20 protein-coding genes are annotated in these 22,481 nt (G+C 72.7%); 10 read left to right on the top strand and 10 right to left on the bottom strand.

What is annotated here, in order from left to right:
- The first annotated feature begins 2 nt into the window (after positions 1 to 2).
- Both ACVHNB_RS32165 and ACVHNB_RS32160 read left to right on the top strand, forming a co-directional pair.
- Positions 3 to 1,184 carry an acyl-CoA dehydrogenase family protein gene (locus tag ACVHNB_RS32165; RefSeq protein ID WP_428955009.1) on the top strand — a complete coding sequence of 394 codons (1,182 nt, stop codon included), beginning with the start codon at positions 3 to 5 and terminating at the stop codon, positions 1,182 to 1,184.
- Positions 1,185 to 1,244: 60 nt separating this feature from the next.
- Complete coding sequence (locus tag ACVHNB_RS32160) at positions 1,245 to 2,435, top strand: lipid-transfer protein (RefSeq protein WP_456226456.1); 1,191 nt, start codon at positions 1,245 to 1,247, stop codon at positions 2,433 to 2,435.
- A gap of 9 nt (positions 2,436 to 2,444) precedes the next feature.
- Here the strand turns inward: ACVHNB_RS32160 and ACVHNB_RS32155 are convergent, their stop codons facing one another.
- Positions 2,445 to 2,999, bottom strand: a complete 555-nt coding sequence (locus ACVHNB_RS32155) for a GNAT family N-acetyltransferase (protein WP_428955011.1) — start codon at positions 2,997 to 2,999, stop codon at positions 2,445 to 2,447.
- Positions 3,000 to 3,136: 137 nt separating this feature from the next.
- Here ACVHNB_RS32155 and ACVHNB_RS32150 point away from each other — a divergent pair, with 137 nt between their 5' ends.
- Complete coding sequence (locus tag ACVHNB_RS32150; protein WP_456226455.1) at positions 3,137 to 4,600, top strand: MFS transporter; 1,464 nt, start codon at positions 3,137 to 3,139, stop codon at positions 4,598 to 4,600.
- A 118-nt stretch (positions 4,601 to 4,718) separates the two neighbouring features.
- Here ACVHNB_RS32150 and ACVHNB_RS32145 read toward each other — a convergent pair whose 3' ends face one another.
- The gene (locus ACVHNB_RS32145; RefSeq protein ID WP_456228979.1) at positions 4,719 to 7,169 is read right to left on the bottom strand and encodes an FtsX-like permease family protein; all 2,451 of its coding nucleotides are present in this window, start codon (positions 7,167 to 7,169) and stop codon (positions 4,719 to 4,721) included.
- Positions 7,169 to 7,900, bottom strand: a complete 732-nt coding sequence (locus ACVHNB_RS32140) for an ABC transporter ATP-binding protein (RefSeq protein ID WP_456226454.1) — start codon at positions 7,898 to 7,900, stop codon at positions 7,169 to 7,171. Before ACVHNB_RS32140 ends, ACVHNB_RS32145 begins: the two co-directional genes overlap by 1 nt.
- Positions 7,901 to 8,031: 131 nt before the next feature.
- On the opposite strand from ACVHNB_RS32140, the gene ACVHNB_RS32135 reads away from it, so the two are divergent.
- A complete protein-coding gene (locus tag ACVHNB_RS32135; RefSeq protein WP_428955014.1) occupies positions 8,032 to 8,640 on the top strand; it encodes a response regulator transcription factor in 609 nt (202 codons plus the stop codon).
- A gap of 140 nt (positions 8,641 to 8,780) precedes the next feature.
- On the opposite strand, the gene ACVHNB_RS32130 is transcribed toward ACVHNB_RS32135, so the two are convergent.
- The 5 genes from ACVHNB_RS32130 to ACVHNB_RS32110 all read right to left on the bottom strand — a co-directional run bounded on the left by ACVHNB_RS32130 (position 8,781) and on the right by ACVHNB_RS32110 (position 14,534).
- Positions 8,781 to 10,823, bottom strand: a complete 2,043-nt coding sequence (locus ACVHNB_RS32130; protein WP_456226453.1) for a histidine kinase — start codon at positions 10,821 to 10,823, stop codon at positions 8,781 to 8,783.
- 77 nt (positions 10,824 to 10,900) lie between these two features.
- A complete protein-coding gene (locus ACVHNB_RS32125) occupies positions 10,901 to 11,533 on the bottom strand; it encodes a response regulator (RefSeq protein ID WP_428957677.1) in 633 nt (210 codons plus the stop codon).
- Positions 11,534 to 11,578: 45 nt separating this feature from the next.
- Complete coding sequence (locus ACVHNB_RS32120; protein ID WP_456226452.1) at positions 11,579 to 12,838, bottom strand: sensor histidine kinase; 1,260 nt, start codon at positions 12,836 to 12,838, stop codon at positions 11,579 to 11,581.
- Positions 12,839 to 12,870: 32 nt separating this feature from the next.
- Positions 12,871 to 13,587 (bottom strand): ABC transporter permease, encoded by a 717-nt coding sequence (locus tag ACVHNB_RS32115; RefSeq protein ID WP_456226451.1) that lies wholly within the window; start codon positions 13,585 to 13,587, stop codon positions 12,871 to 12,873.
- Positions 13,587 to 14,534, bottom strand: coding sequence for an ATP-binding cassette domain-containing protein (locus ACVHNB_RS32110; protein ID WP_456226450.1), 948 nt, complete (start codon positions 14,532 to 14,534; stop codon positions 13,587 to 13,589). The genes ACVHNB_RS32115 and ACVHNB_RS32110 overlap by 1 nt, the downstream gene beginning before the upstream one ends.
- A 529-nt stretch (positions 14,535 to 15,063) precedes the next feature.
- Here ACVHNB_RS32110 and ACVHNB_RS32105 point away from each other — a divergent pair.
- The 3 genes from ACVHNB_RS32105 to ACVHNB_RS32095 all read left to right on the top strand — a co-directional run bounded on the left by ACVHNB_RS32105 (position 15,064) and on the right by ACVHNB_RS32095 (position 18,048).
- Positions 15,064 to 15,918 (top strand): MaoC/PaaZ C-terminal domain-containing protein, encoded by an 855-nt coding sequence (locus tag ACVHNB_RS32105; RefSeq protein WP_456226449.1) that lies wholly within the window; start codon positions 15,064 to 15,066, stop codon positions 15,916 to 15,918.
- A gap of 33 nt (positions 15,919 to 15,951) precedes the next feature.
- Positions 15,952 to 17,028, top strand: coding sequence for a Zn-dependent alcohol dehydrogenase (locus tag ACVHNB_RS32100; protein WP_428955020.1), 1,077 nt, complete (start codon positions 15,952 to 15,954; stop codon positions 17,026 to 17,028).
- A gap of 81 nt (positions 17,029 to 17,109) precedes the next feature.
- Positions 17,110 to 18,048 (top strand): 3-oxoacyl-ACP reductase, encoded by a 939-nt coding sequence (locus ACVHNB_RS32095; protein ID WP_456226448.1) that lies wholly within the window; start codon positions 17,110 to 17,112, stop codon positions 18,046 to 18,048.
- 62 nt (positions 18,049 to 18,110) lie between these two features.
- On the opposite strand, the gene ACVHNB_RS32090 is transcribed toward ACVHNB_RS32095, so the two are convergent.
- Both ACVHNB_RS32090 and ACVHNB_RS32085 read right to left on the bottom strand, forming a co-directional pair.
- Positions 18,111 to 18,278, bottom strand: coding sequence for a hypothetical protein (locus ACVHNB_RS32090; protein ID WP_428955022.1), 168 nt, complete (start codon positions 18,276 to 18,278; stop codon positions 18,111 to 18,113).
- Between the two features lie 56 nt (positions 18,279 to 18,334).
- Complete coding sequence (locus ACVHNB_RS32085; RefSeq protein ID WP_456226447.1) at positions 18,335 to 19,480, bottom strand: hypothetical protein; 1,146 nt, start codon at positions 19,478 to 19,480, stop codon at positions 18,335 to 18,337.
- A gap of 275 nt (positions 19,481 to 19,755) precedes the next feature.
- Between ACVHNB_RS32085 and ACVHNB_RS32080 the strand changes: the two genes are divergently transcribed.
- Genes ACVHNB_RS32080 through ACVHNB_RS32070 form a run of 3 tightly spaced genes read left to right on the top strand, consistent with a single transcriptional unit; the run spans position 19,756 to position 22,470 of the window.
- Positions 19,756 to 20,817 carry an ABC transporter substrate-binding protein gene (locus ACVHNB_RS32080; RefSeq protein ID WP_428955024.1) on the top strand — a complete coding sequence of 354 codons (1,062 nt, stop codon included), beginning with the start codon at positions 19,756 to 19,758 and terminating at the stop codon, positions 20,815 to 20,817.
- 43 nt (positions 20,818 to 20,860) lie between these two features.
- Entirely contained in the window at positions 20,861 to 21,730 is an 870-nt protein-coding gene (locus tag ACVHNB_RS32075; RefSeq protein ID WP_456226446.1) for a Nif3-like dinuclear metal center hexameric protein, read from the top strand.
- The gene (locus ACVHNB_RS32070; RefSeq protein WP_428957678.1) at positions 21,727 to 22,470 is read left to right on the top strand and encodes a zinc ribbon domain-containing protein; all 744 of its coding nucleotides are present in this window, start codon (positions 21,727 to 21,729) and stop codon (positions 22,468 to 22,470) included. Before ACVHNB_RS32075 ends, ACVHNB_RS32070 begins: the two co-directional genes overlap by 4 nt.
- The last annotated feature ends 11 nt before the right edge of the window (positions 22,471 to 22,481 follow it).

The raw sequence follows: 22,481 nt of genomic DNA, 5'->3' as shown, positions 1-22,481 counted from the left end.
CCATGCCGTTCCCCGCCCTCGACCCCGTCGACCCGCTGAACCTCGAAGCCCTCCTCACCGACGAGGAGCGCGCCGTGCGCGACACGGTCCGCCAGTACCTCGACGACAAGGTCGAGCCGCACATCGCCGACTGGTTCGAGTCCGGCGAGCTGCCCGCCCTTCCCGAACTCGCCCGCGAGTTCGGCAAGATGGGCCTGCTCGGCATGCACCTGGAGGGCTACGGCTGCGCCGGCATGTCGGCCCGCGCGTACGGCATCGCCTGCCGCGAGCTGGAGGCCACCGACTCGGGCCTGCGCTCCTTCGTCTCCGTCCAGGGCTCCCTCGCCATGTTCGCCGTCCACCGCTTCGGCTCCGAGGAGCAGAAGCAGGAGTGGCTGCCCAGGATGGCCGCGGGCGAGGCCATCGGCTGTTTCGGCCTGACCGAGCCCGACCACGGCTCCGACCCGGCGTCCATGACGACGCGGGCCCGCCGCGACGGCGACGACTGGGTGCTCGACGGCCGCAAGATGTGGATCACCAACGGTTCCGTCGCGGCCGTGGCGGTCGTCTGGGCGCAGACCGAGGACGGGGTGCGCGGCTTCGTCGTGCCCACCGACAGCCCCGGCTTCTCCGCGCCCCTCATCAAGCACAAGATGTCGCTGCGCGCGTCGGTGACGAGCGAGCTGGTCCTCGACGGCGTACGACTCCCGGCGTCCGCGCAACTCCCCGCGGCGCGTGGCGTCGGCGCCCCGCTGACCTGCCTGAACGAGGCCCGCTACGGCATCGTCTGGGGGGTCACCGGCGCGGCCCGCTCGGCCTGGCAGGCGGCGCGCGACTACGCGGTGCAGCGCGAGCAGTTCGGCAAGCCGATCGCCGCGTTCCAGCTCACCCAGCAGAAGCTCGTCGACATGGCGCTCGAACTCCACAAGGCGACGCTGACCGCGCTCCAGCTGTCCGCGCTGAAGGACTCGCCGACCGGCGTCCACCCGGCGCAGATCAGCTTCGGCAAGCTCAACAACGTGCGCGAGGCCATCGAGATCTGCCGCACCGCCCGCACGATCCTCGGCGCGAACGGCATCTCCCTGGAGTACCCGGTGATCCGGCACGCCAACAACCTGGAGTCCGTGCTCACGTACGAAGGCACCACCGAGATGCACACGCTCGCGCTCGGCCAGGCACTGACGGGGCACGCGGCCTTCCGTTAATCGCTCCGCCCTGCCACTATCTGACGGTCCGTCAGGTAGTGGCAGGAGGGCTGTGCAGCCATGAAGTCGTACATCGTCGGCGTCGGCATGACCACGTTCGAGAAGCCCGAGAGCCGCGACTGGCAGTACTGGGACATGGTGAGGGAAGCGGGCGGCGCCGCGCTCTCCGACGCCGGGATCGCCTACGGGGACGTCCAGCAGGTCCCCGTCGGCTACTGCTTCCAGGCCTCCACGGCAGGCCAACGGGCCGCGTACGAACTGGGGTTGACGGGCGTCCCCGTCTACAACGTCAACAACAACTGCGCGACGGGCTCGACCGCGCTGATGATGGCCCGCCAATTCGTCGAGGGCGGCGTGAGCGACTGCGTGCTCGCGCTCGGCTTCGAGAAGATGCAGCGCGGCGCGCTCGGCGGCGGAGCCGATGGCGGCGACTTCAAGACGTCCCCCGTCGCCCGCCACTACGGCATCATGGCCGCCCGGCACGGCTTCGAGATGTCCCCGCCCACCGCCCAGATCTTCGGCGACGCGGCCCGTGAACACATGGAGCGGCACGGCACGACCGCGGCGCAGCTCGCGGCGGTCGCCGCCAAGAACCACCGGCACTCGGCGAACAACCCGTACGCCCAGTTCCAGGACGTGTACACCGTCGACGAGATCCTCGCCGCGAAGACCATCCACCTGCCGCTCACCAAGCTCCAGTGCTCGCCGACCTCCGACGGCGCCGCGGCGGCCGTCGTCGTCTCCGAGCGGTTCGTCGAGGAACGGGGCCTCGGAGACAAGGCGGTGGAGATCGTCGCCCAGTCGATGACGACGGACACCGAGGAGTCCTTCGCGTCGGGATCGTGCATCGACGTGGTCGGGCAGCCGATGTCGCGGGAGGCGGCGCGCCAGGTGTTCGAGCGGTCCGGGCTCGGCATCGACGACGTCGACGTCATCGAACTCCACGACTGCTTCTCGATCAACGAACTCCTGACGTACGAGGCGCTCGGCATGTGCGAGGCGGGGGAGTCCGGCAAGCTCGTCGAGTCGGGCGCCACGACGTACGGCGGCCGCTGGGTGGTGAACCCCTCCGGCGGCCTGATCTCCAAGGGACACCCGCTCGGCGCCACCGGCATCGCCCAACTGGCCGAGCTGACCTGGCAGTTGCGGGGTGAGGCGGACGCTCGCCAGGTCACCGGCGCCCGGGTCGGGCTCGCGCACAACATCGGGCTGGGCGGCGCCGCGGTGGTGACGATGGTCCGGCGGGCCTGACGCCCGCCCTCAGACGGCCTTCCAGTCGTCGGCGAGCATCCCCATCACCACCTCGTCCCGCCAGGCGCCGTCGTGCAGCGCGACCTGGCGGCGCACGCCCTCGAGGACGAAGCCGACCTTCTCGTAGACGTGCCGGGCCCGGTGGTTGTCCGCGAAGGCCTCCAGGCCGATCCGGTGCAGTCCGACGGTCCCGAAACCGTGGGCGACGACAAGACGGAGCGCCTCCGTGCCCAGACCCCGGCCCCGGCCCCGCGGGCCGATGAGCGTGCGGAACGTGGCGTGACGGTGCTCCGGGTCCCACTCGTTGAGGACCACCTCGCCGACCAGCTCGCCCGTCGCGCGATCGGTGACGGCGAGGTCGAGACGGTCGTCCTGCGCGCTGCGGGAGCCGTACCAGGACCGCAGGTGCTCCAGGGTGAACGCGGCGGAACCACCGGTGAAGCGGACCACCTCGGGGTCCTCGATGATCCCGGCCATGGCCGCGGCGTCGTCCTCGGTGAAGGGACGCAGCACGGTCCTCTCGCCGGTCAGGACGGGCTTGTCGGAGAAGGGCGTGGTGGTCATCCGGGGAGTCTGCGGGACAGGAGGATCACCGGACAAGGGAATTCGAGACGGTGGCCCTAGGTCCGGGGACGTATGACTTCCGGCCCACCTCCCGTGCTCCGAAATCCTGATGTACGGGGCACCGCCGTGCTGCGACCATGACATGCATGCTGCAGACCTCGTCCGGTTCGGACGCCTCGATACGCACCCCCGGATCCGCCCCGCCCGCCTGGCTGGTGGTGGCCGTGGCCTGCGCCGGGCAGTTCCTCGTCGTCCTCGACGTGTCCGTCGTGAACGTCGCGCTGCCGTCCATGCGCGCCGATCTCGGGCTCAGTGCGACGGGCCTGCAGTGGGTGGTGAACGCGTACTCGATCGCGTTCGCCGGATTCATGCTGCTCGGCGGCCGGGCCGGGGACCTCTTCGGACGCAAGCGGATGTTCCTGGTGGGCCTCGGCCTGTTCACCCTCGCCTCGCTCGTGGGCGGGCTCGCGCAGGACGACTGGCAGCTCCTCGCCGCGCGGGCCGTGCAGGGCCTCGGGGCCGCGGTGCTCGCCCCCTCCACCCTCACGATCCTGACCTCCGCCGTCCCGGAGGGGGCCGCGCGGGCCCGCGCCATCGCGACCTGGACCGCCGTCGGCGCGGGCGGCGGCGCGGCCGGCGGACTGGTCGGCGGCGTCCTCACCGAAGGCCTCAACTGGCGCTGGGTGCTGCTCATCAACGTCCCGCTCGGCGCCGTCGTCCTCGCGGCCGCCGCCCGCTGGATCCGCGAGTCCCGGGCCGGCGGCGAGCGGCGGCTCGACCTGCCGGGCGCCGTCCTCGTGACGGCGGGCACGGCGACCCTCGCGTACGGCATCGTGCAGACCGAGGCCGCGGGCTGGGGCGCGGCGTCGACCCTGGTGCCGCTGGGCGTCGCGCTCGCGCTGATCGTGGCGTTCCTCCTGGTCGAAGCCCGTACGCGGCTGCCGCTGATGCCGCTCGGTCTGTTCCGGGTGCGGTCGGTGGCGGCGGCCAACGCGGCGATGTTCGTGTGCGGCATGGGCAGCTTCGCCATGTGGTTCTTCATGACGCTGTACGCGCAGAACGTGCTCGGCTACACCCCCGTCGAGGCGGGCCTCGCCCTCGTGCCCAGCTCGCTCGCGGTGGTCGCGGGCTCGAAGTGCGCACCGCGCCTGATGCCGCGGTTCGGGGCGCGGAACGTGGCGGCGGCCGGTGTGCTCGTGACCGCCGCCGGGTTCGCGTGGCAGTCCACGATGAGCGCGAACGGGTCGTACGTGACCACGATCATGCTGCCCGGGATCGTGATGATGGCCGGGGCCGGGTTCGCGATGACGCCGCTCGCTTCGCTGGCGACGTCGGGGGCGGCGCCGGGGGATGCGGGCCTTGTGTCGGGGCTGGTCAACACGTCCCGGACGCTCGGGGGTTCGTTGGGGCTCGCCGTTTTGTCGACGGTTGCGGCGAGTCGCTCCGCGGGTTCGGCGGATCCTGTCTCGCTGACCCGGGGGTATTCGGCGGCGTTCCTCTGTGGGGCGGGGATCCTGGTGCTGGCGGTTGTGGTGCTTCTGGTGTGGATGCCGAGGGCCTCCGGCCGGAGCGCCGCCAAGTCGAGCCCCTCCGGCGATTGAGGCGCGCGGCCCCGGGGCTCCGCCCCGGGGCCGCGCGCCGCCGCGGGTTGCTGATGCGTTGCCGGGTGCGGCGTTCGTCGTGGTCGCGCGCGCAGTTCCCCGCGCCCCCGACCGGAGGTCACTCACGCCCGGCAACCGCCTCAGCCGCCCGCCCCCGCAGAGCGACCCGCGCCGGCAGCGCCGTCGCCGTCAGCGCCAGCGCCCCCGCCACGGCGATGACCGTCGCGTACATCGACAGCGGGATGTGCGGGGCCGCCGTCCCGGTCATGCCGCTGCTGAACGCCGTCAGCGTGGCCACCGACAGGGCCGTGCCCAGGACCGCCGCGATCAGCAGCGCGGTCAGCGTCTCCAGGCGCAGCATCCGCAGGATCTGCCGCCGGGTCGTGCCGACCAGGCGCAGCAGGGCCAGTTCCCGGGTGCGGTCCGACGTCGACATGGCCAGGGTGTTGACGACCGCGATCGCGGTGAAGGCGATGACCAGGCCCATGGCGACGTAGTTGACCTCCGCGTCCGGAGCGGCCGCCTCGACCGCCTGCGCCCGGTCCAGGACCGCGGCCCCCGGCACGGCCGCCGCCACGTCCGCACGGCTCAGACCGGGCGCGGTGACGAGCAGCGTGCCCGTCGGATCGTCCACATGCTGGGCCAACAGGGCGTGGTCCAGGGTCAGTTCACCGAAGCCGAGGCCGCGCGAGTACACCGCGATCACCCGCAGCCGGGCCGGAGTGCCGTCGCCCAGTGTCATCTTCACCGTGCCGCCGACCCGGACGCCGAGCCGGTCGGCCGCGTTCTCGCTGACGGCCAGTGTGCCGGGGGACAGCCGGTCCAGGGACCCGGACGTGACCCCCAGGTCGGACGTGCGGTCCAGGCCGCGCGCAGTCACGCCCTGCGCCCCGTACTTCGTCAGGCCCACCCGTACCGACGTGTGCAGCACCTCGGTGACCGCCGACACGCCTTTCCTGTCCCGCAGCCGGGCCGCCGATGCGGCGGGGACGTGCGGGCCCAGGACGTAGTCGGCCCGGTTGCCGGCCTCCGCCTCCGCCTGCGCCGCGTGCCCCATCGTCGTCGGGACGAACAGGATCGTGCAGGTCACCCCGATCATCAGGGTCAGCGGCACCACCACGGAGGCCAGCCGGCGGGCCCGGCTGCGCAGGTTGGCGGCGGCCAGATGGCCGCTCGTGGGCGAGATCCGCAGCGCGATGCCGATCAGCGCGACCGCCGCCCGTACCAGCACCGGGCCGAGCAGCGCCACGGCCACGGTCCACATCAGGGCGGTGACCATCGTCAGCGGGCCGGATGCCGCCTCGGTCGTCAGCGTCGACAGGACCAGCGTCAGTGTCACCGCGCCGCCGGTCACCAGCGCCCCCGCCACCAGTCGCGTCCACGGCAGCCGCGCCGTCGGCAGCGCCGCCTCGCCGAGCGCCTCGACCGGCCGGATCCGCGCCGCCCGCCGGGCCGAGAGCCGCGCCGCCGCCCAGGCCGCCACCAGCGTCGCCGCCACCGCGGCCGCCGCCGGGAACGGGCTGACGACCAGCTTCAGCTGCTCCGGCATCGCGCCCAGGGCCACGAACCGCGACCGCAGCCAGAACCCCAGCCCCAGCCCGGCCCCCGCCCCGCACACCGAGGCGACGGCGGCGACCAGCAGCGCCTCACCGCCCAGCAGTCGGCGCAGCTGCTTCGGTGTCGCCGCGACGGCCCGCAGCAGCGCGATCTCCCGCTGCCGCTGCTGCACGGACAGGGCGAACGTGCCCACCACCACGAGCACCGCCACCAGCAGCGCCGTACCGCCCAGCGCACCGCCCAGGCTGATCAGCTTGATCCGCGCCTGCTCGGCGTCGTAGAACTCCGCCTTCCCGCGCTCCTCACCGGCGTACGAGACCACGCCGCTGGACGACCCCACGACCTTCGACACATCGACGGTCGAGACGCCCGCCTTCGGGAAGACACCGATGGCCGTGACCTGTCCGGGCCGGTGCGCCAGGCGCGCCGCCTGCTCGGGGGAGAAGAACAGCGTGCGCTGACTGCTCAGGTGCTGCGCCGTCACGCCGACGATCCGGTACGAGGCCACGCCCGCCGGGGTCATCGCCTTCAGCCGCGCTCCCATCCGCTGCCCGGACGCGGCGTCCACGACCACTTCGTCCGCGGCCTTCGGGGCCCGACCGGCGGCCAGGGTGAACGGGGTCAGGGCCGCCGAGTCCCAGCCGTGGCCCAGCGCCTCGCCGCCGTCCGCGCCGTGGACGGGGAACGTCACCTCCGCAACCACCTTGGCGACACCGGGTACGCGGCGCAGCTTGCCCGTCAAGTCGCTCGGGATCCACCGCCGTTCGGCGATCTGCTTGGCCTTGTGTTTCGTCTTGCCCTTCTTCTTGGTGATGGTCTGGTGCACATACTGGTCACCGGCGACGACGACCGGTGTGCCCGCGTACCGCTCGGGCGCCACCTTCCCCCGCAGCCCGGTCTCCAGCAGCATTCCGCAGCCGGTGACCAGCGCCGCGGCGCACAGCAGGGTGACGAACGCACCCGCGAACGCGGCCTTGCGGTGCCGCAGCGTCTTCCACGCGAAACCCATCATCACGTCCACGCCCCCAGCCGGGTCATCCGCTCGGCGACCTTGTCCGCCGTCGGGTCGGTCATCGCATCCACGATCCGGCCGTCGGCCAGGAACAGCACGGAGTCCGCGTACGCCGCCGCCATCGGGTCGTGCGTCACCATCACCACCGTCTGCCCCATGGCGCCGGCCACGTCGCGCAGCAGTGTCAGGACCTCGCGCGCCGTCACCGTGTCCAGGGCGCCGGTCGGCTCGTCGCCGAAGACCACCTCGGGGCGGGTGACCAGGGCCCGCGCGATCGCCACCCGCTGCTGCTGGCCGCCGGAGAGCTGGGCGGGGCGGTGGCCGGTGCGGCCCGTGAGGCCCACCCGGGCGACGATCTCGTCCAGCCAGGCCCGCTCCACGCGGGCGCCGGCCAGCCGCATCGGCAGAGTGATGTTCTCCAGCACGTCCAGGGCGGGGATCAGGTTGAAGGACTGGAAGACGAACCCGACGCGGCGGCGCCGCAGTTCGGTCAGCTTCGTCTCGTTCATCCCGGCGAGCTCCGTGTCGCCGAGCCGCACCGACCCCGAGGAGGGGGTGTCGAGCCCGGCGGCACAGTGCAGGAACGTGCTCTTGCCCGACCCGGAGGGTCCCATCACCGCGGTGAACGAACCCCGTGGGATCCGCACCGACACCTCGCGCAGGGCGGCGACCGCCCCCTGCCCCTTGCCGTAGACCTTGCTCACGGCTTCCAACTGCACTGCGTCCGTCATGAGTTCAAGACTGCTGATCGAACGAGGCCGCCCCCACGGACGTCGTCCTGGATCGGCCATGACCTCGTCATGATCCGGACACTGCAGTACATTCGCCGGGGCAAGAGGGGCCAAGTGGGGGAGTTCAGACGGTGATTCGCGTACTGCTGGCCGAGGATCAGCACGTCATCCGCAGCGCGCTGGCGACGCTGCTGGGTCTTGAGGACGACCTGGAGGTCGTCGCGGAGGCCGACGCGGGCGCCGCCGCGCTCGCCAGGGCTCTGGTCCACCGGCCCGATGTGGCCGTGCTCGACATCGACATGCCCGGCGAGCTCGACGGTCTCGACGCGGCGGCCAGGATCGCCGAGAAGGTGCCGGACTGCCGGCTGCTCATGCTCACCGCGTACGGCAAACCCGGCCATCTGCGCCGGGCGCTCGCCGCCCAGGTCCACGGCTTCGTCCTGAAGACCGCGCCGCCCGACGAACTGCTCGCGGCCGTCCGCAAGGTCGCCGCCGGGGAGCGGGTGCTCGACCCCTCCCTCGCGGTCACCGCCTGGGACCTGGCCGACAACCCGCTCACCTCCCGGGAGACGGATGTGCTGCGGCTCGTGGCGGAGGGCGCGGAGGCGACGGAGATCGCCACCCGCATCCATCTGTCGGCGGGCACCGTGCGCAACTACCTGACCGGGATCGTCGCCAAGCTGAACGCCCGCAACCGCACGGACGCGGTCCGGATCGCCTCCGAGGCGGGCTGGATCTGAGCGGGCCCGGGGAAGCGGGGGCACACCCCGCGCCGCCCGGCGTGCACTCCGCCGGCCTTCGCCCGGGCGCACCCCTGACCGCGCGCACCGGCTGCTGCCGCGGCGGGCGCGGGAACGCACCCCTGCTTCCCCGGGCCCGCTCAGCCCCGGTGCGGTGACGCCTGGTCCGCAGGCGCGGCAGCGGGCAGCACGGCCTCCAGCGTGAACCAGCCGTCCGCCACCGTGGTCGTCAGTGTGCCGCCGAGGGCCGTCAGGCGCGTCGTCAGATTGCCGATGCCCGACGATCCCGGGCGGCCGAGCGGTCCTGACACCCCGTCGTTGCGGACGCGCAGTACGGTGCCGTCGCGCGACGCCTCGGTGGTGATCTCGCAGAGCGCGGCGGAGCTGTGCCGCAGCACATTGGTGACGGCCTCGCGCAGCCCCGCGCTGAGCACCGTCTCCACCGCAGACATCAACTCGCCGTGGTTCAGCCGGACCTTGGCCTCGATCCCGGCCGCTGCCAGCACCGAACGCGCCGACCCGGCCTCCGCGGCCAGCATCATCCGTACCTCCTCTCCGCCCGAGGCAGCCCGCAGATCCGCCTCGCCGCGCTCCGTCATGGCGAGGACGTCGTCGAGCTCCGCGCGGGCCCGCTCCGGCGGCAGCCGTCGGGCCAGCTCGCACTTGAGGAGGATGGCGGCCAGGCTGTGCCCCAGCAGATCGTGCAGATCGCGGGCGGCGCGCAGCCGCTCCTCGACGACGGCCGCCCGTGCCTGCCGGTGCCGGTCGAGCCGCAGCTCCCGGATGATCTGCGCCTGCCGCAGCAGCCCGTACATCACCAGGCCGGTCACCACGCTCGACACCGCGTAGTTCACGGTGAGCCCGGCCGGGAGCCCGAGCCGCACCCCCATCATCCCCACCGCACCGGCCACCACGCCCACCAGCGGCCACGCCACCCGCCACGGCAGGGCGAGCAGCAGCGGCCCGGCGACGAACCCGGGGACGCCCAGCCACGCCTGCCCGAAGGCGAGGACGGGCACGAACGCGAGGGCGGTCATCATGCCCAGCTTGTACGGGTGGCGGCCGTGCACCGAGGACAGCTGGAGGTAGACGATGGCCGCCAACCCGGCCGCCGCGGGCAGGAGTTGACGGCCGTCGAGCATCAGCAGCGCCTTGCCGCAGAAGCCGATGAGCACGGTGGTGAGCAGGGCGAGGGAGAGCCGGTAGGCGTTGCCGTCGTCCGTCTCCTCCGTACCCGCCCGGACCGCGCCGGGCAGGACGGCTTCGGTGAAGTACCGCCCCTCGGGGGTCAGTCCGGTGGTCAGGACGCCATGGGCCTCGGCGACCCGGGCCGGCACCTCGCCGAGGCTCTCGTCGTCGGCGGTCCTGGCCGAGTCGCTGACGACCCGTAGCCGGACCCGGCCGTGCGCGGCGCCGGTCTCGATACGGCAGACGGTGGCGCCGCGCCGTACCACCCCGGTCACCGCCTCGCGCAGCACGTGGGCGAGCAGGGCGCCGGGCGGGCCGAGCGGCTCGGTGTGCTCGGTCCGGATCTCCGCCTCGATGCCCGCGGTGGTGAGCAGGGCGCGGGCGGTGGTGAGTTCAGGGGTCAGGGACAGCGCACGGTAGGCCGCGGCGGACGCGCGGGCGGATGCCAGGCAGTCGCGGGCCGAGCGGGTCACCTCGGCGAGCACGCCGTCCGCCCGGTCCGGGCGGGCCAGCGCGGCCCGGGCGCCCGCGCCGATCTCGGCGAGGCCGCGGCCGATGCCGTCCCCGAGCTCCGCGGCCATCAGCAGCCGCTCCTCGGCGACGGCCGCCACGACGCTGCCGACGCGGGCGGCGTCCGCCTCCTCGGCGCGCTCGGTCAGCCTGGTCAGTCCGTACACCACCAGGCTGATCAGAACCATGCTGATGGCCGGGTCCGGCGGCCCGATCAGCGCCGCGCTGCCCGCGACCGGCAGCACCAGCAGCGACCAGGGCCGACGCCACAGCAGCAGCGAACCGCCGAGGAACCCGAGGATGCCGACGGACGCGCCGTCGGCCAGCACCGCCCCGTATCCGGCAACGGCCTGCAGGGCCGGCAGCCACGGCCCGCGCACGCGGCGCAGCGCGGGGAGCACATGGACCAGCTGCAGCGCCAACACCGCGAGGGCCAGGGGTGATCCGGCGATCAGATAGACCGAGGCGAAGGCGGTCAGCACCACCACAGTGCTTGCTCTCGCCGACCGCGTCACAGCGCCTGCCTTCCCCCGAAGCCCCCGGGGAATCTTACGTCGAGGGCCTACAGCCAGCCCTGCTGACGGGCGAACCGCATCGCCTCCATGCGATTGCGCGTCCCCGTCTTCCCGATGGCGGAGGACAGATAGTTCCGCACCGTCGACTCCGACAGGTGCAGCTTCCCGGCGATGTCGGACACGGTCGCCCCGTCCGCCGACGCCCGCAGCGCATCCGCCTCCCGGGCGGTCAGCGGACTGGGCCCCGCCGACAGCGCCGCCGCGGCCAGCGCGGGGTCGACCACCGTCTCCCCGCGCAGCACCTTGCGGATCGACTCGGCCAGATCCTCGACCGGGCCGTCCTTGACCAGGAACCCCGCCGCGCCCGCCTCCATCGCCCGGCGCAGATACCCGGGCCGCCCGAACGTGGTCAGGATCAGCACCCGGCAGTCCGGGACCTGGTCACGCAGATCGGCGGCGGCGTCCAGGCCGCTGCGACCGGGGAGCTCGATGTCCAGGAGGGCGACGTCGGGCCGGCACTCCAGCGCCTTGTCGACGATCACGTCACCGGCCGCGACCTGCGCGACCACCTCCATGTCCTCCTCCAGGCCGAGCAGCAGCGCGAGCGCGCCGCGCATCATTCCCTGGTCCTCCGCGAGCAGAACGCGCACGCTCTTGGCCGGCCGATGGTCTTGAGGCATCTCTGTCACGGGGAGAGATTACGCGGACCGCCCCGCCCCGCCGTGTCAGACGCTCTCCGCCAGAGCGGCGCCCGGCGCCGACTCCGGCTCGCCGACCGGCAGTTCGGCCCGCACCTCGAATCCGCCGCGCGCGCCGGGCCCCGCCTCCAGCGAACCGCCCGCCGTGGCGAGCCGCTCGGTGAGACCCTTGAGGCCGGTGCCGCCGACGCTGCGGTCCACCACCGCGGCCGCGCCCACACCGTCGTCGCGGACCCGCAGCCGGACCCGCTCCGCGGCGCCCTCCACCGAGATCGTGCAGGTGGTGGCGGCGCTGTAGCGCACCGCGTTCGTCACCGCCTCCCGCACCACCCAGCCGAGCAGCGCCTCCGTCTGCGCGGACAGCGGCGGCCCCGACTGGCGCACGACCGGCTCGATCCCGGCGGCGGTGAGCGCCGAGCGCGCCCGGTCCAGCTCGGTCGCCAGGCTGCCCTCGCGGTACCCGGTGACCGCCTCCCGGATCTCGGTGAGCGCCTGCCGCCCCACCGCCTCGATGTCGGAGACCTGCTCCAGGGCCGCGTCCATGCTGCGCGGCGCGAGCCGCCGCGCAGCCTCCGACTTCACCACGATCACCGACAGCGTGTGGCCGAGCAGATCGTGCAGGTCGCGGGAGAAGCGCAGCCGCTCCTTCTCCACCGCCTGGCGGGCCAACTCCTCGCGGGCCGCCCGCAGTTCTCGTACCGCCTCGGACAGCGAGAGGATCGCCGCGGTCACCATCATCGACAGGAACGTGCCGTACACGACACCGACCGCGTCCCAGCCCTCCTTCAGCCCGGAGACGACCCCCGCGAGAGCGGTCAGGCCCAGACCGATCTTGCCGAGGTGCCGGCCGCGCACGATCGCGCCGACCGCGAGCCCGAGCAGCGGGAAGAACGCCACCCAGCTGCCGCCGAAACCACCGACCAGGGCGCAGGTCAGCAGCGTCATCAGGAGCAGCGCGACCCGCGTCGAGGTCGCACCGCGGGTCTCCTTGTGGAACGCCCTGAACACCACATAGATGTAAAGGGAGTTGAAGGTGAGCAGCCCCAGGCCGCCGAGCCACGGATTGCCGGACTTGCCCTGGACGATGTTCGAGAAGGCGCCCATGCCCATCAGCAGCCACGGCAGCAGCGCGAAGCCGGTCGGCGGCGGGCCCAGCTCCTCGGCCGGGCGGCCGTGCTCGCCGCGCGCCCGGCGCTCCGCCTTCACCCGCTCGTTCTCGGCCTTCCACTCGGCCTGCGTCGCGCGCAGTTCGTGGAACTGCCCGTTGACCTTGCTCCACCAGGACATGTCCGTGACTCTCCGATTCCCCGTCGTGCCGTTCAGATGGTGCGCGCGGCCCTGCGATACGAGACCACAGCGTACGAACCGAAGACCAGCAGCCAGCAGATGAGCACGGCGAGCGCCGCCAGGGAAGGCGCCTGCCCGTCGGCGACCGCCCGGCCGAGCTGGGCGAAGCGGTTGGTCGGCGTGAAGGACGAGACGTGCTGCAGCCAGCCGGGGAACAGCTCCACCGGGAACCACAGCCCGCCGAGCACCGCGAGCCCCAGATAGCAGAGCATGTTGATGCCGCCCATGGCCTGCGAGGTGAGCCGGTAGCCGTTGCCGAGGCCCAGCATGGTGAAGGGCAGCGAGCCCGCCCACAGCAGCAGCGCGATGACCGGCCACTTCCACGCGTCCATCCGTACGCCGTTGACCAGGGCCCCCGCGAGCAGCACCGCCGTGATCGCGGGCAGCACGGTCACCGCCCCGGTCAGCGCCCGTCCGATGACGCCCTCCCGCGGGGTCATCGGCGTGATCCGCAGCTGCCGCAGCCAGCCGATCGCCTTGTCCTCGGCGACCCCGGCGCCGGTGTTGAGGGCCGCGCCCAGGGCCCCGTACGCGGCCATGCCGACCATCGACGCCGTCTTCCAGCTCCCGGCGTCCTCACCGAGGTTGGTGAAGAGGAGGTACATCATCACGGGCATCGCGACCGTGCCGATCACGAACTTCCCGTCGCGCAGGGTGCGCCGCACTTCGAGCCGCAGGTAGTCCCACATCACACATGCTCCAGGTCGCGGGGGTCCGCGGTCAGCGCCATGAAGGCGTCGTCGAGGGAGGCCGGGGCGACCTCCAGGTTCCGTACGGCGTCCATGGCGGCCAGCGCCAGCACCGTCGCGTCCGAGTCGTCGGTGCGCAGCCGGGCCCGGTCGCCGCGGATCTCCACGGAGAGCACGCCCGGAAGCAGCCCGAGCCCTTCCGAGCCGCGCCCGGCGAGATCGAAGGAGACCAGGCTGCCGCCCCCGGCCCGGCGCAGTTCCTCGCCGCTGCCGTCGGCGACGACCCGGCCGTGGTCGACGACGACGATCCGGTCCGCGTTGGCGTCGGCCTCCTCCAGGTAGTGCGTGGAGAACAGCACGGTGTGGCCGCGCCGGGTGAAGGCCCGCATCGACGTCCAGAAGGCGTGCCGCGCCTCCACGTCCAGTGCGGCGGTCGGCTCGTCGAGCACGATCAGCGCCGGATTCCCGGCCAGCGCCACGGCGAAGCGCACCCGCTGTGTCTGCCCGCCCGACAGCTTGTCGATCCGCCGCCCGGCCAGCTCCTCGATCCCGGCGAGCCGCAGCGCCTCGGACACCGGCATCGGCGCCGGGTAGCGCCCGGCCACGAAACCCACCAGCTCGCCGACGGTGACCCGGGGCACCGCCCGGCCCTCCTGGAGCATGGCGCCGACCCGGCCGGACCGCACCGCCTCCTGCGGCGCGCCGCCGAACAGCTCCACGCGCCCCTCGTCCGGGTCGTCCAGACCGAGCAGCAGCGCGATCGCGGTGGACTTCCCGGCACCGTTGCGGCCGAGCAGCGCCACCGTCTCGCCGGGCGCGATCACCAGGTCGAGCCCGTCGACCGCGCGCACCTCCCCGAACGTCTTGACGGCCCCCGTGAAGGACACAGCCGGTGCGGTACCCGGCGTCACCGTCGCCCCCGTCGTCTTCGTTGCCCTCGTCGTCATGACCACGACGCTACGGAGCCGGGCGGGGCCCCGGCAGATGCGGTTGTCCACGGTCCGGCGGTACAAATGTCACGGGTGCCGCGGAATGCGGGAGACCGACCCCGGTGAAGCCGGTGTGATGGCGCGGCACGGATGTCATGAAATTCGTCAACATCCGCATCCGGTGGCGGAACGTGGCATATCGCATCCGCGTTGTCCCGCACGTCCGGCCGCGGATCCTTGCGCGGAGCGCGTCGCGGGGGAGGTGCACACACCGCGGCCGGACTTCCCTGGGGCCGGCCCCGCTCGTTCCTCGACGACGCGGCGGGGCCGGCCGCCTTCTCCCGGCCCGCCCAAGTGTTCTGACGAAGCGTCAGAAAGCGGGGTCCGGGCCCTTCCCAACCCATCCGCTCTTGGCTATACATGAGGATCGCCGGACGGAATGAAACAGGTTCTAGTACCGGCCCGCGACGACCTCGGTGCGGCCGACGGTGCGGACGGCCGCACCGAGGTCTTGACCCGCTCGACCAGCCTTAGGAGCGCCTGCCCCATGCCGATCGACGCAGCGAAGGCCGTAGCCGCCGAGCCCAGGTCCGCAGAGATCACCTGGGACCACAAGGACATCCAGCTCTACCACCTCGGCCTCGGCGCGGGCCTCCCCGCCGACGACCCCGACGAGCTGCGCTACACCCTCGAGTCGAAGCTCCACGTCCTGCCGAGCTTCGCGACCGTCGCGGGCGCCGGGATGGCGATGATGGGCGGCCTCGCCGCACCCGGCATCGACGTGAACCTCGCGCACGTCCTGCACGGCGGCCAGACCATCGAGCTGCACCGCCCCATCCCCGTCAAGGGAGCGGCGCGCACCACGGCCCGGGTGGCGGCGGTCTACGACAAGACCAAGGCCGCCATCGTCGTGCTGCGCACCGAAGTCGCCGACGCCGACGGCCCGTTGTGGACCAGCGACGCGCAGATCTTCATCCGCGGCGAGGGCGGCTTCGGCGGCGAACGGGGACCGTCCGACCGCCTGGAGGTCCCCGCCCGCGAGCCCGACCGCACCGTCGACCGCCCCATCCGCGAGGACCAGGCCCTCCTCTACCGGCTCTCCGGAGACTGGAACCCGCTGCACGCCGACCCGGAGTTCGCCAAGCTGGCCGGCTTCGACAAGCCGATCCTGCACGGCCTGTGCTCGTACGGCATGACGCTCAAGGCCGTCGTGGACACGGTCCTGGACGGGGACGTCTCCCGCGTCACCCGCTACACCACCCGTTTCGCGGGCACCGTCCTGCCCGGCGAGACGCTGCGCATCCGGATGTGGCAGGAGCCGAACCGGGTGCAGGTGACGGTGACGGCCGTGGAGCGCGACGAGGCCCCGGTCCTGGCCGACACCGTCATCGACCACAGCTGACAGCACGCCCCTCACGCGAAGGAGCCGCACGCCATGCGCGCAGCCGTACTGCACGAGACAGGCCAGGACAAACTCGAGGTACTGGACGACGTCGAGGCGGTCGGCTTCGGCCCGGGCAAGGTGCGGATCCGGGTGCGGGCGACCGGCCTGTGCCACTCCGACGTCTCCGCCATGAACGGTGTGCTGCCGCAGCCCGCCCCGTTCGTCCCGGGCCACGAGGGCGCCGGCGAGATCATCGAAGTCGGCGACGGTGTAGCACATGTGACGGTCGGTCAGCGCGTAGTGGTCTGCTGGCTCCCGGCCTGCGGGGCCTGTCCCGCCTGCAAGCGCGGCCAGACCCAGCTCTGCCTCGCCGGATTCGTGAACGCCGGCACCCCCAACTTCAAGCGCCCCGGCGGTGACGTCTTCGGCTTCGCGGGCACCGGCACCTTCGCCGAGGAGGTCGTGGTCGACGCGGGCTGCGCGGTCCCGATCCCCGACGACGTCCCCTTCGACATCGCCGCGCTCATCGGCTGCGGCGTCACCACCGGGCTCGGCGCGGCCATCAACACGGCCGATGTGAAAGCCGGTGCGTCGGTCGCCGTCATCGGCTGCGGCGGCGTCGGCATCTCGGCGATCCAGGGCGCCCGGCTCAAGGGCGCGGCGCAGATCGTCGCCGTGGACCCCGTGGCGTCGCGGCGCGAGGCGGCCCTGACGTTCGGTGCCACGGAAGCGGTCGGCCCCGACGCACTGGCCGACGCCAAGCAGCGCGTCACGGCGGGCGAGGGCTTCGACTACGTCTTCGAGGTCGTCGGCACGTCGGCCACGGCCAGGACCGCGTACGAGACCACGCGGCGCGGCGGCACGCTCGTCGTCGTCGGAGCGGGCGCCCTGGACGACTTCCTCCAGCTCAACATGTTCGAGCTGTTCTTCGACGAGAAGCGCATCCTGCCCTCGATGTACGGGGGCGGTGACGTCCTGGAGTCCTACGAGCGGGCCATCGCCCTGTGGCGGGCGGGCCGTATCGACCTGGAGTCCCTCATCACGCACCGGGTGCCGCTGGCAGGGATCAACGAGGCGCTGGACCAGATGCGCACGGGCTCCGCCCTGCGGACCTGCATCGAGATCTAGCGGCGCTGCTCGGCGCCGGGGACCCCGCTGCTCAATCGCCGCAGGGTCTTGACAAGGCCAGAACCGGAAGGGAATCGCACCATGTCAACGCCGCTCAAGGGCCGCACGGCAATGGTCACGGGCGCCGGACGGGGGCTCGGCCGCGCCGAGGCTCTCGAACTGGCGCGCCTCGGCGCCAACGTGGTCGTCAACGACTTCGGCCAGCCCGGCCGGGACGGCTCGGGCGGGGCCGATGCCACCCCCGCCGAACAGGTCGCCCAGGAGATCCGCGCGGCGGGCGGCACCGCCACCCCGCACACCGGGGACGTGGCCGACCACCAACAGGCCGAAGAACTCGTCCAGTTGGCCGTGGACACCTACGGCGGACTCGACATCCTCGTGAACAACGCGGGGATCCTGCGCGACCGCATGATCTTCTCGATGACCGAGGACGAATGGGACTCGGTCATCCGCGTCCACCTCAAGGGCCACTACAACACCACGCACTTCGCCGCCCGGCACTGGCGGGCCCGCTCCAAGGAGTCCGGCGGCCCGGTCTACGGCCGCATCGTCAACACGTCCTCCGAGGCGTTCCTCGCGGGCTCGGCCGGCCAGCCCAACTACGCGGCCGCGAAGGGCGGCATCGTCGGACTGACCACGTCCACGGCGCTGGCCCTGGCCAAGTACGGCGTCACCGCCAACGTCATCTGCCCCCGGGCCCGCACCCGGATGACCGAGGACGTGTTCGCCGGGTTCGCCGAGCCCGACGAGGGCCTCGACCCGCTCGCACCCGAACACGTCGCCCCGCTCGTCGGCTACCTCGCCGCACCGGCCGCCGCGCACATCAACGGCCAGCTCCTCGTCGTGCACGGCGGCATGGTCGCCATCGTGGAACGGCCCAGGGTGCAGGCGAAGTTCGACACCGCCAAGGACGCGTTCACGTACGACGAACTCGACGCCCTGCTCACCCCGCACTACCAGGACCGCCCCGCGAACGAGACGTTCGCCGCCGCGGAGGTGCTCGGCCTCAAGCACGGCTGAGCCGCACCCGGCACGACGAAGGGCCCGGCATCATGCCGGGCCCTTCGTCGTGCCGGGTGACCCTAGGCCTCGTCGGCGCGAGGCCCCCGGTGCCGCCCGCGCGGCTCGGGCTGGTCGCCCTGCGCCGCGGATCCGGCGACCGCACCGCGGTGCCGGCCCGATCCGTCCGCGGCGGCCTCGAGCCGCTCCGCGGTGTCTGTCTCCGTGTGCGTACCGTTGCTTCCCGTCATCGGAAAACTCACCCCGTAAACCCCTACAAGTTCCGTTCACTTACCGCCGGGCGAGTCTAACCACCCGCCTTCCGCCCGCCGAGAGGTGCCTGCGCCAACGGCACCGGCCGCGGCGCGACAGGCGCGGGCTGTTCGGCAGCCGCGGCCGTCTGCTGTTCCTCGGGCTCGGGCGCGGACACCCGGGCCAGTCCGCACGGCACGTCCTCGGTGACGTACGGAAGTGCCAGTACCCCGTCCCGCGACCAGAAACCACATCCCGCCAACCAACCTTGCGGCGCCGCGAGTTGATGCAGCTTGCCCTCGGCCGGCCGCCACATCCCGAGCCACGGCGCGCCGTCGTGCGGGCCGGCCGCGCTCTCGATCCGCAGCGCCACCGCGCAGCTCTCCGGCATCAGCGTCTGCCCCGGCTGCACGGCGAACGGGGTCACCGCACAGTCCGCGAGCCGCAGCGCCCGCGGGAAGCGGATCGGCAGCGTCCCGCCCAGCACGCCCCAGCCGAGCCGCGGCCGGCCCGGCTCCGCGGCGTCCGAGCGGACCAGGATCAGCCCGCTGTCCGGATCGGCGAGCAGCAGCCGGTCCTCGCTCTCCTCGGTGATCTGCAGCAGCGGGGAGATCTCGCCGCCCCGGTCCAGGTCCACCGCCACCGTCTTCACGGGCCCGCCCCCCGGCGGCTCCCGGTCGAGCGCCAGCAGCCGCCCCGCGCGGTCCAGCCACACGCCGCCCGAGCAGCGCCCCTTCACCTCGGCCACGTGCTCGGGCCCGAACGCGCCGCCCGCCACCAGCCACACGTCGGTCGTCTCCTCGCGCACGCCCAGCGCGTACGCGGACCGGCCGTCCGGCGCCGGCGGCAGCAGCGTCAGCTCCGCGCACTCCACGGCCCCCAGCGGCACCTCGCCGGTGCCGGGTCCGGTCGGATACAGCAGCGAGAACAGATGCCGGCCGTCGGCCTCGCGCCGGATGAGCACCCGGCCGTCGGTCAGCGGCAGGACGGCGGTGCCGGGCTCCTCGGGCTGAGGCCCGGGCAGTGGCACCGCGTACGGCTCCGGACCGTCCAGGGTCCAGCGCTCGGGGAACCACGACCCGGGGCTCGCCCCGTCGTGCGCGAGCCGCGCCGCGTACGACGCGTCCGCCGTGATCACGCATCCGGTCCGCGGCGGCTCCGGTCGTGCCTCCGGCGCGGGCTCGATGGCCAAGGCCGTCATGGGGATCTGTCGCCTCCGGTCGTCCCGACTTCTCGCTGTCTCGCTGTCTCGCTGGCCCGTCCGTTCGTCTTCGCAGCCGAAGCTAGTTTTCGTACGTACCTCCGTGGCACGCACGGCTCACCTCTTCACACCAAAGGGTGGCCATGTCCTCAATCGGCTGTGAGGCAAGTGCTTGGTGTGCTCACGGACCGGCGCCGGGCCCCGGAGAGGCTGGTGTTAGGTTTACCTAACTCATACCTGTGCACTGCCTGTGCACCCAGAGCTGGAGCAAGCCGATGTCCCCGATATCCCTGCGTCCCCGCACCCGGATCGCGGCCGCCGCCGTCACGACGGCCGCCGCGCTCGCCCTCACCGCCTGCGGTTCCGGCTCGGGTGACGACGCCTCGGCCAAGAGCGACAACGGCGCCGGCTCCAAGGCCGTCGCCCAGGGCGGCGACGGCTTCTCGAAGGCCGCCGAGCAGACGGCGAAGATGGGCACGACGGCGAAGACCGGCCAGTTCCCGCGCACCGTCACGCACGCCATGGGCAGGACCGAGCTGCCGAAGAAGCCGACCCGGGTCGTCGTCCTGGACGTCGGCGAGCTCGACAACGTCGCCTCCCTCGGCGTCGAGCCCGTCGGCTACGCCCCCACCGAGGGCGACGACGGCATCCCCTCCTACCTGAAGAAGGAAGCGGGTAACCCGAAGAACGTCGGCACGATCAACTCCCTCAACCTGGAGGCGATCGCGAACCTCAAGCCCGACCTGATCCTCGGCAGCGAGCTGCGCGCCGCCAAGCTCTACCCGCAGCTCTCCAAGATCGCCCCCACCGTCTTCTCCATCCGTCCGGGCTTCACGTGGAAGGAGAACTACCTCCTCAACGCGTCCGCCCTCGACAGGACGGCCGAGGCCAAGGCGAACCTCGCCACGTACGAGAAGAACGTGAAGCGGCTCGGCGCCGACGTGAAGAAGGCGAACGGCGGCACGGCCCCGACCGTGACCATGCTCCGCTACATGCCGGACCGCATCCGCCTCTACGCCAAGGCCTCCTTCATCGGCACGATCCTCGACGACGCCGGCATCCCGCGCCCGAAGAACCAGCGGATCGACGACCTGGCGACGGAGATCAGCCCGGAGAAGATCGACTCCGCGGACGCCGACTGGATCTTCACCGGCGTCTACGGCGACGCGAAGAAGACCCAGCGCGCGAGCGCCGAGGACAACCCGCTCTGGAAGAAGCTGGGCGCCGTGAAGAACGGGCAGGCCAAGGACGTCCCGGACGAGACCTGGTACCTCGGCCTCGGCGTCACCGCCGCCGACGAGGTCCTCAAGGACCTCCGCGCCCATCTGGTGAAGTAGCCGGGCTTGGGGAAGGGGCACGCGGCGCAGGTAACCTGTCTGCGTGCCCCGTCTGTCTGAAGTAACCGCCGCGCTCGACGCCCTCTGGCCCCCGGCCCTCGCCGAGGGATGGGACGCGGTCGGCACGGTCGCCGGGGACCCGGACGCCGAGGTCGGCCGGGTCCTGTTCGCCGTCGACCCGGTCCAGGAGATCGCCGACGAGGCCGTGAAGCTCGGCGCGGACCTGCTGATCACGCACCACCCGCTCTATCTGCGCGGGACGACGACGGTCGCGGCGGACACCTTCAAGGGCCGGGTCGTCCACACCCTCATCAAGAACGACATCGCGCTGCACGTCGCGCACACGAACGCCGACAAGGCCGACCCCGGGGTCAGCGACGCGCTCGCCGGAGCCCTGGACGTCCGCGTCGTCCGCCCCCTGGTCCCGGACCCCACCGACCTGTCCGGCCGCCGCGGTCTCGGCCGTGTCTGCGCCCTCGACCACCCCGTCACCCTGCGCGAGCTCGCGGGCCGCGCCGCCGACCGGCTGCCCGCCACCGCGCAGGGCATCCGCGTCGCGGGCGACCCGGACGCGACGATCCGTACGCTCGCGGTGTCCGGCGGCAGCGGCGACAGCCTCTTCGACGACGTACGCGCGGCGGGCGTCGACGCCTTCCTCACCGCGGACCTGCGCCACCACCCGGTGAGCGAGGCCCGCGAGACCCTTTCCGCACAGCCTCTCGCGCTGCTCGACGCGGCGCACTGGGCCACCGAGTGGCCCTGGTGCGAGCTGGCCGCAGCCCAGCTCGACGAGATCTCCGACCGCAACGGATGGGACCTGCGCGTCCACGTCTCGAAGACGGTCACCGACCCCTGGACCGCCCACGCGGCGTCCAACCACGAACCCCTCTCTACTTTTGGAGCCCCCAACTGAACGCCGCGCCCGCCGACCAGATCCGCCTCCTGGACGTCCAGGACCTCGACGTCCGCCTCCAGCAGCTCGCGCACAAGAAGAAGTCGCTGCCCGAGCACGCCGAGATCGAGTCGCTGAACAAGGACCTCGCGCAGCTGCGCGACCTGCACGTCGCCGCGACGACGGAGGAGAGCGACTGCTCCCGCGAGCAGACCAAGGCCGAGCAGGACGTCGACCAGGTCCGCCAGCGCGCCTCCCGCGACCAGCAGCGCCTGGACTCCGGCGCGGTCACCTCCCCGAAGGACCTGGAGAACCTCCAGCGCGAGATCGCCTCGCTGGCCAAGCGCCAGGGCGACCTGGAGGACGTCGTCCTGGAGGTCATGGAGCGCCGCGAGTCGGCGCAGGAGCGCGTGGGCGAGCTCGCCGAGCGCCTCTCCTCCGTCCAGTCGAAGGCCGACGACGCGACGGCCCGCCGTGACGAGGCGTCCGGCCGGCTGGACGAGGAGGCGGCGACGGTGGCGAAGGAGCGCGAGGTCGTGGCGGGCTCGATCCCGGCCGACCTGCTGAAGCTCTACGACAAGCTGCGCGAGAAGGAGGGCGGCGTCGGCGCGGCCAAGCTGTTCCAGCGCCGCTGCGAGGGCTGCCGCCTGGAGCTCAACATCACGGAGCTCAACGAGGTCCGCGCGGCCGCCGCCGACGCGGTGGTCCGCTGCGAGAACTGCCGTCGGATCCTGGTCCGTACGTCGGAGTCGGGTCTCTGAGCGTGACGGGC

It is taken from the genome of Streptomyces sp. YJ-C3 (assembly GCF_053891275.1).
The sequence above is the reverse complement of the archived record's forward strand: the minus strand, read 5'-3'. Positions and strand labels throughout refer to the sequence as shown.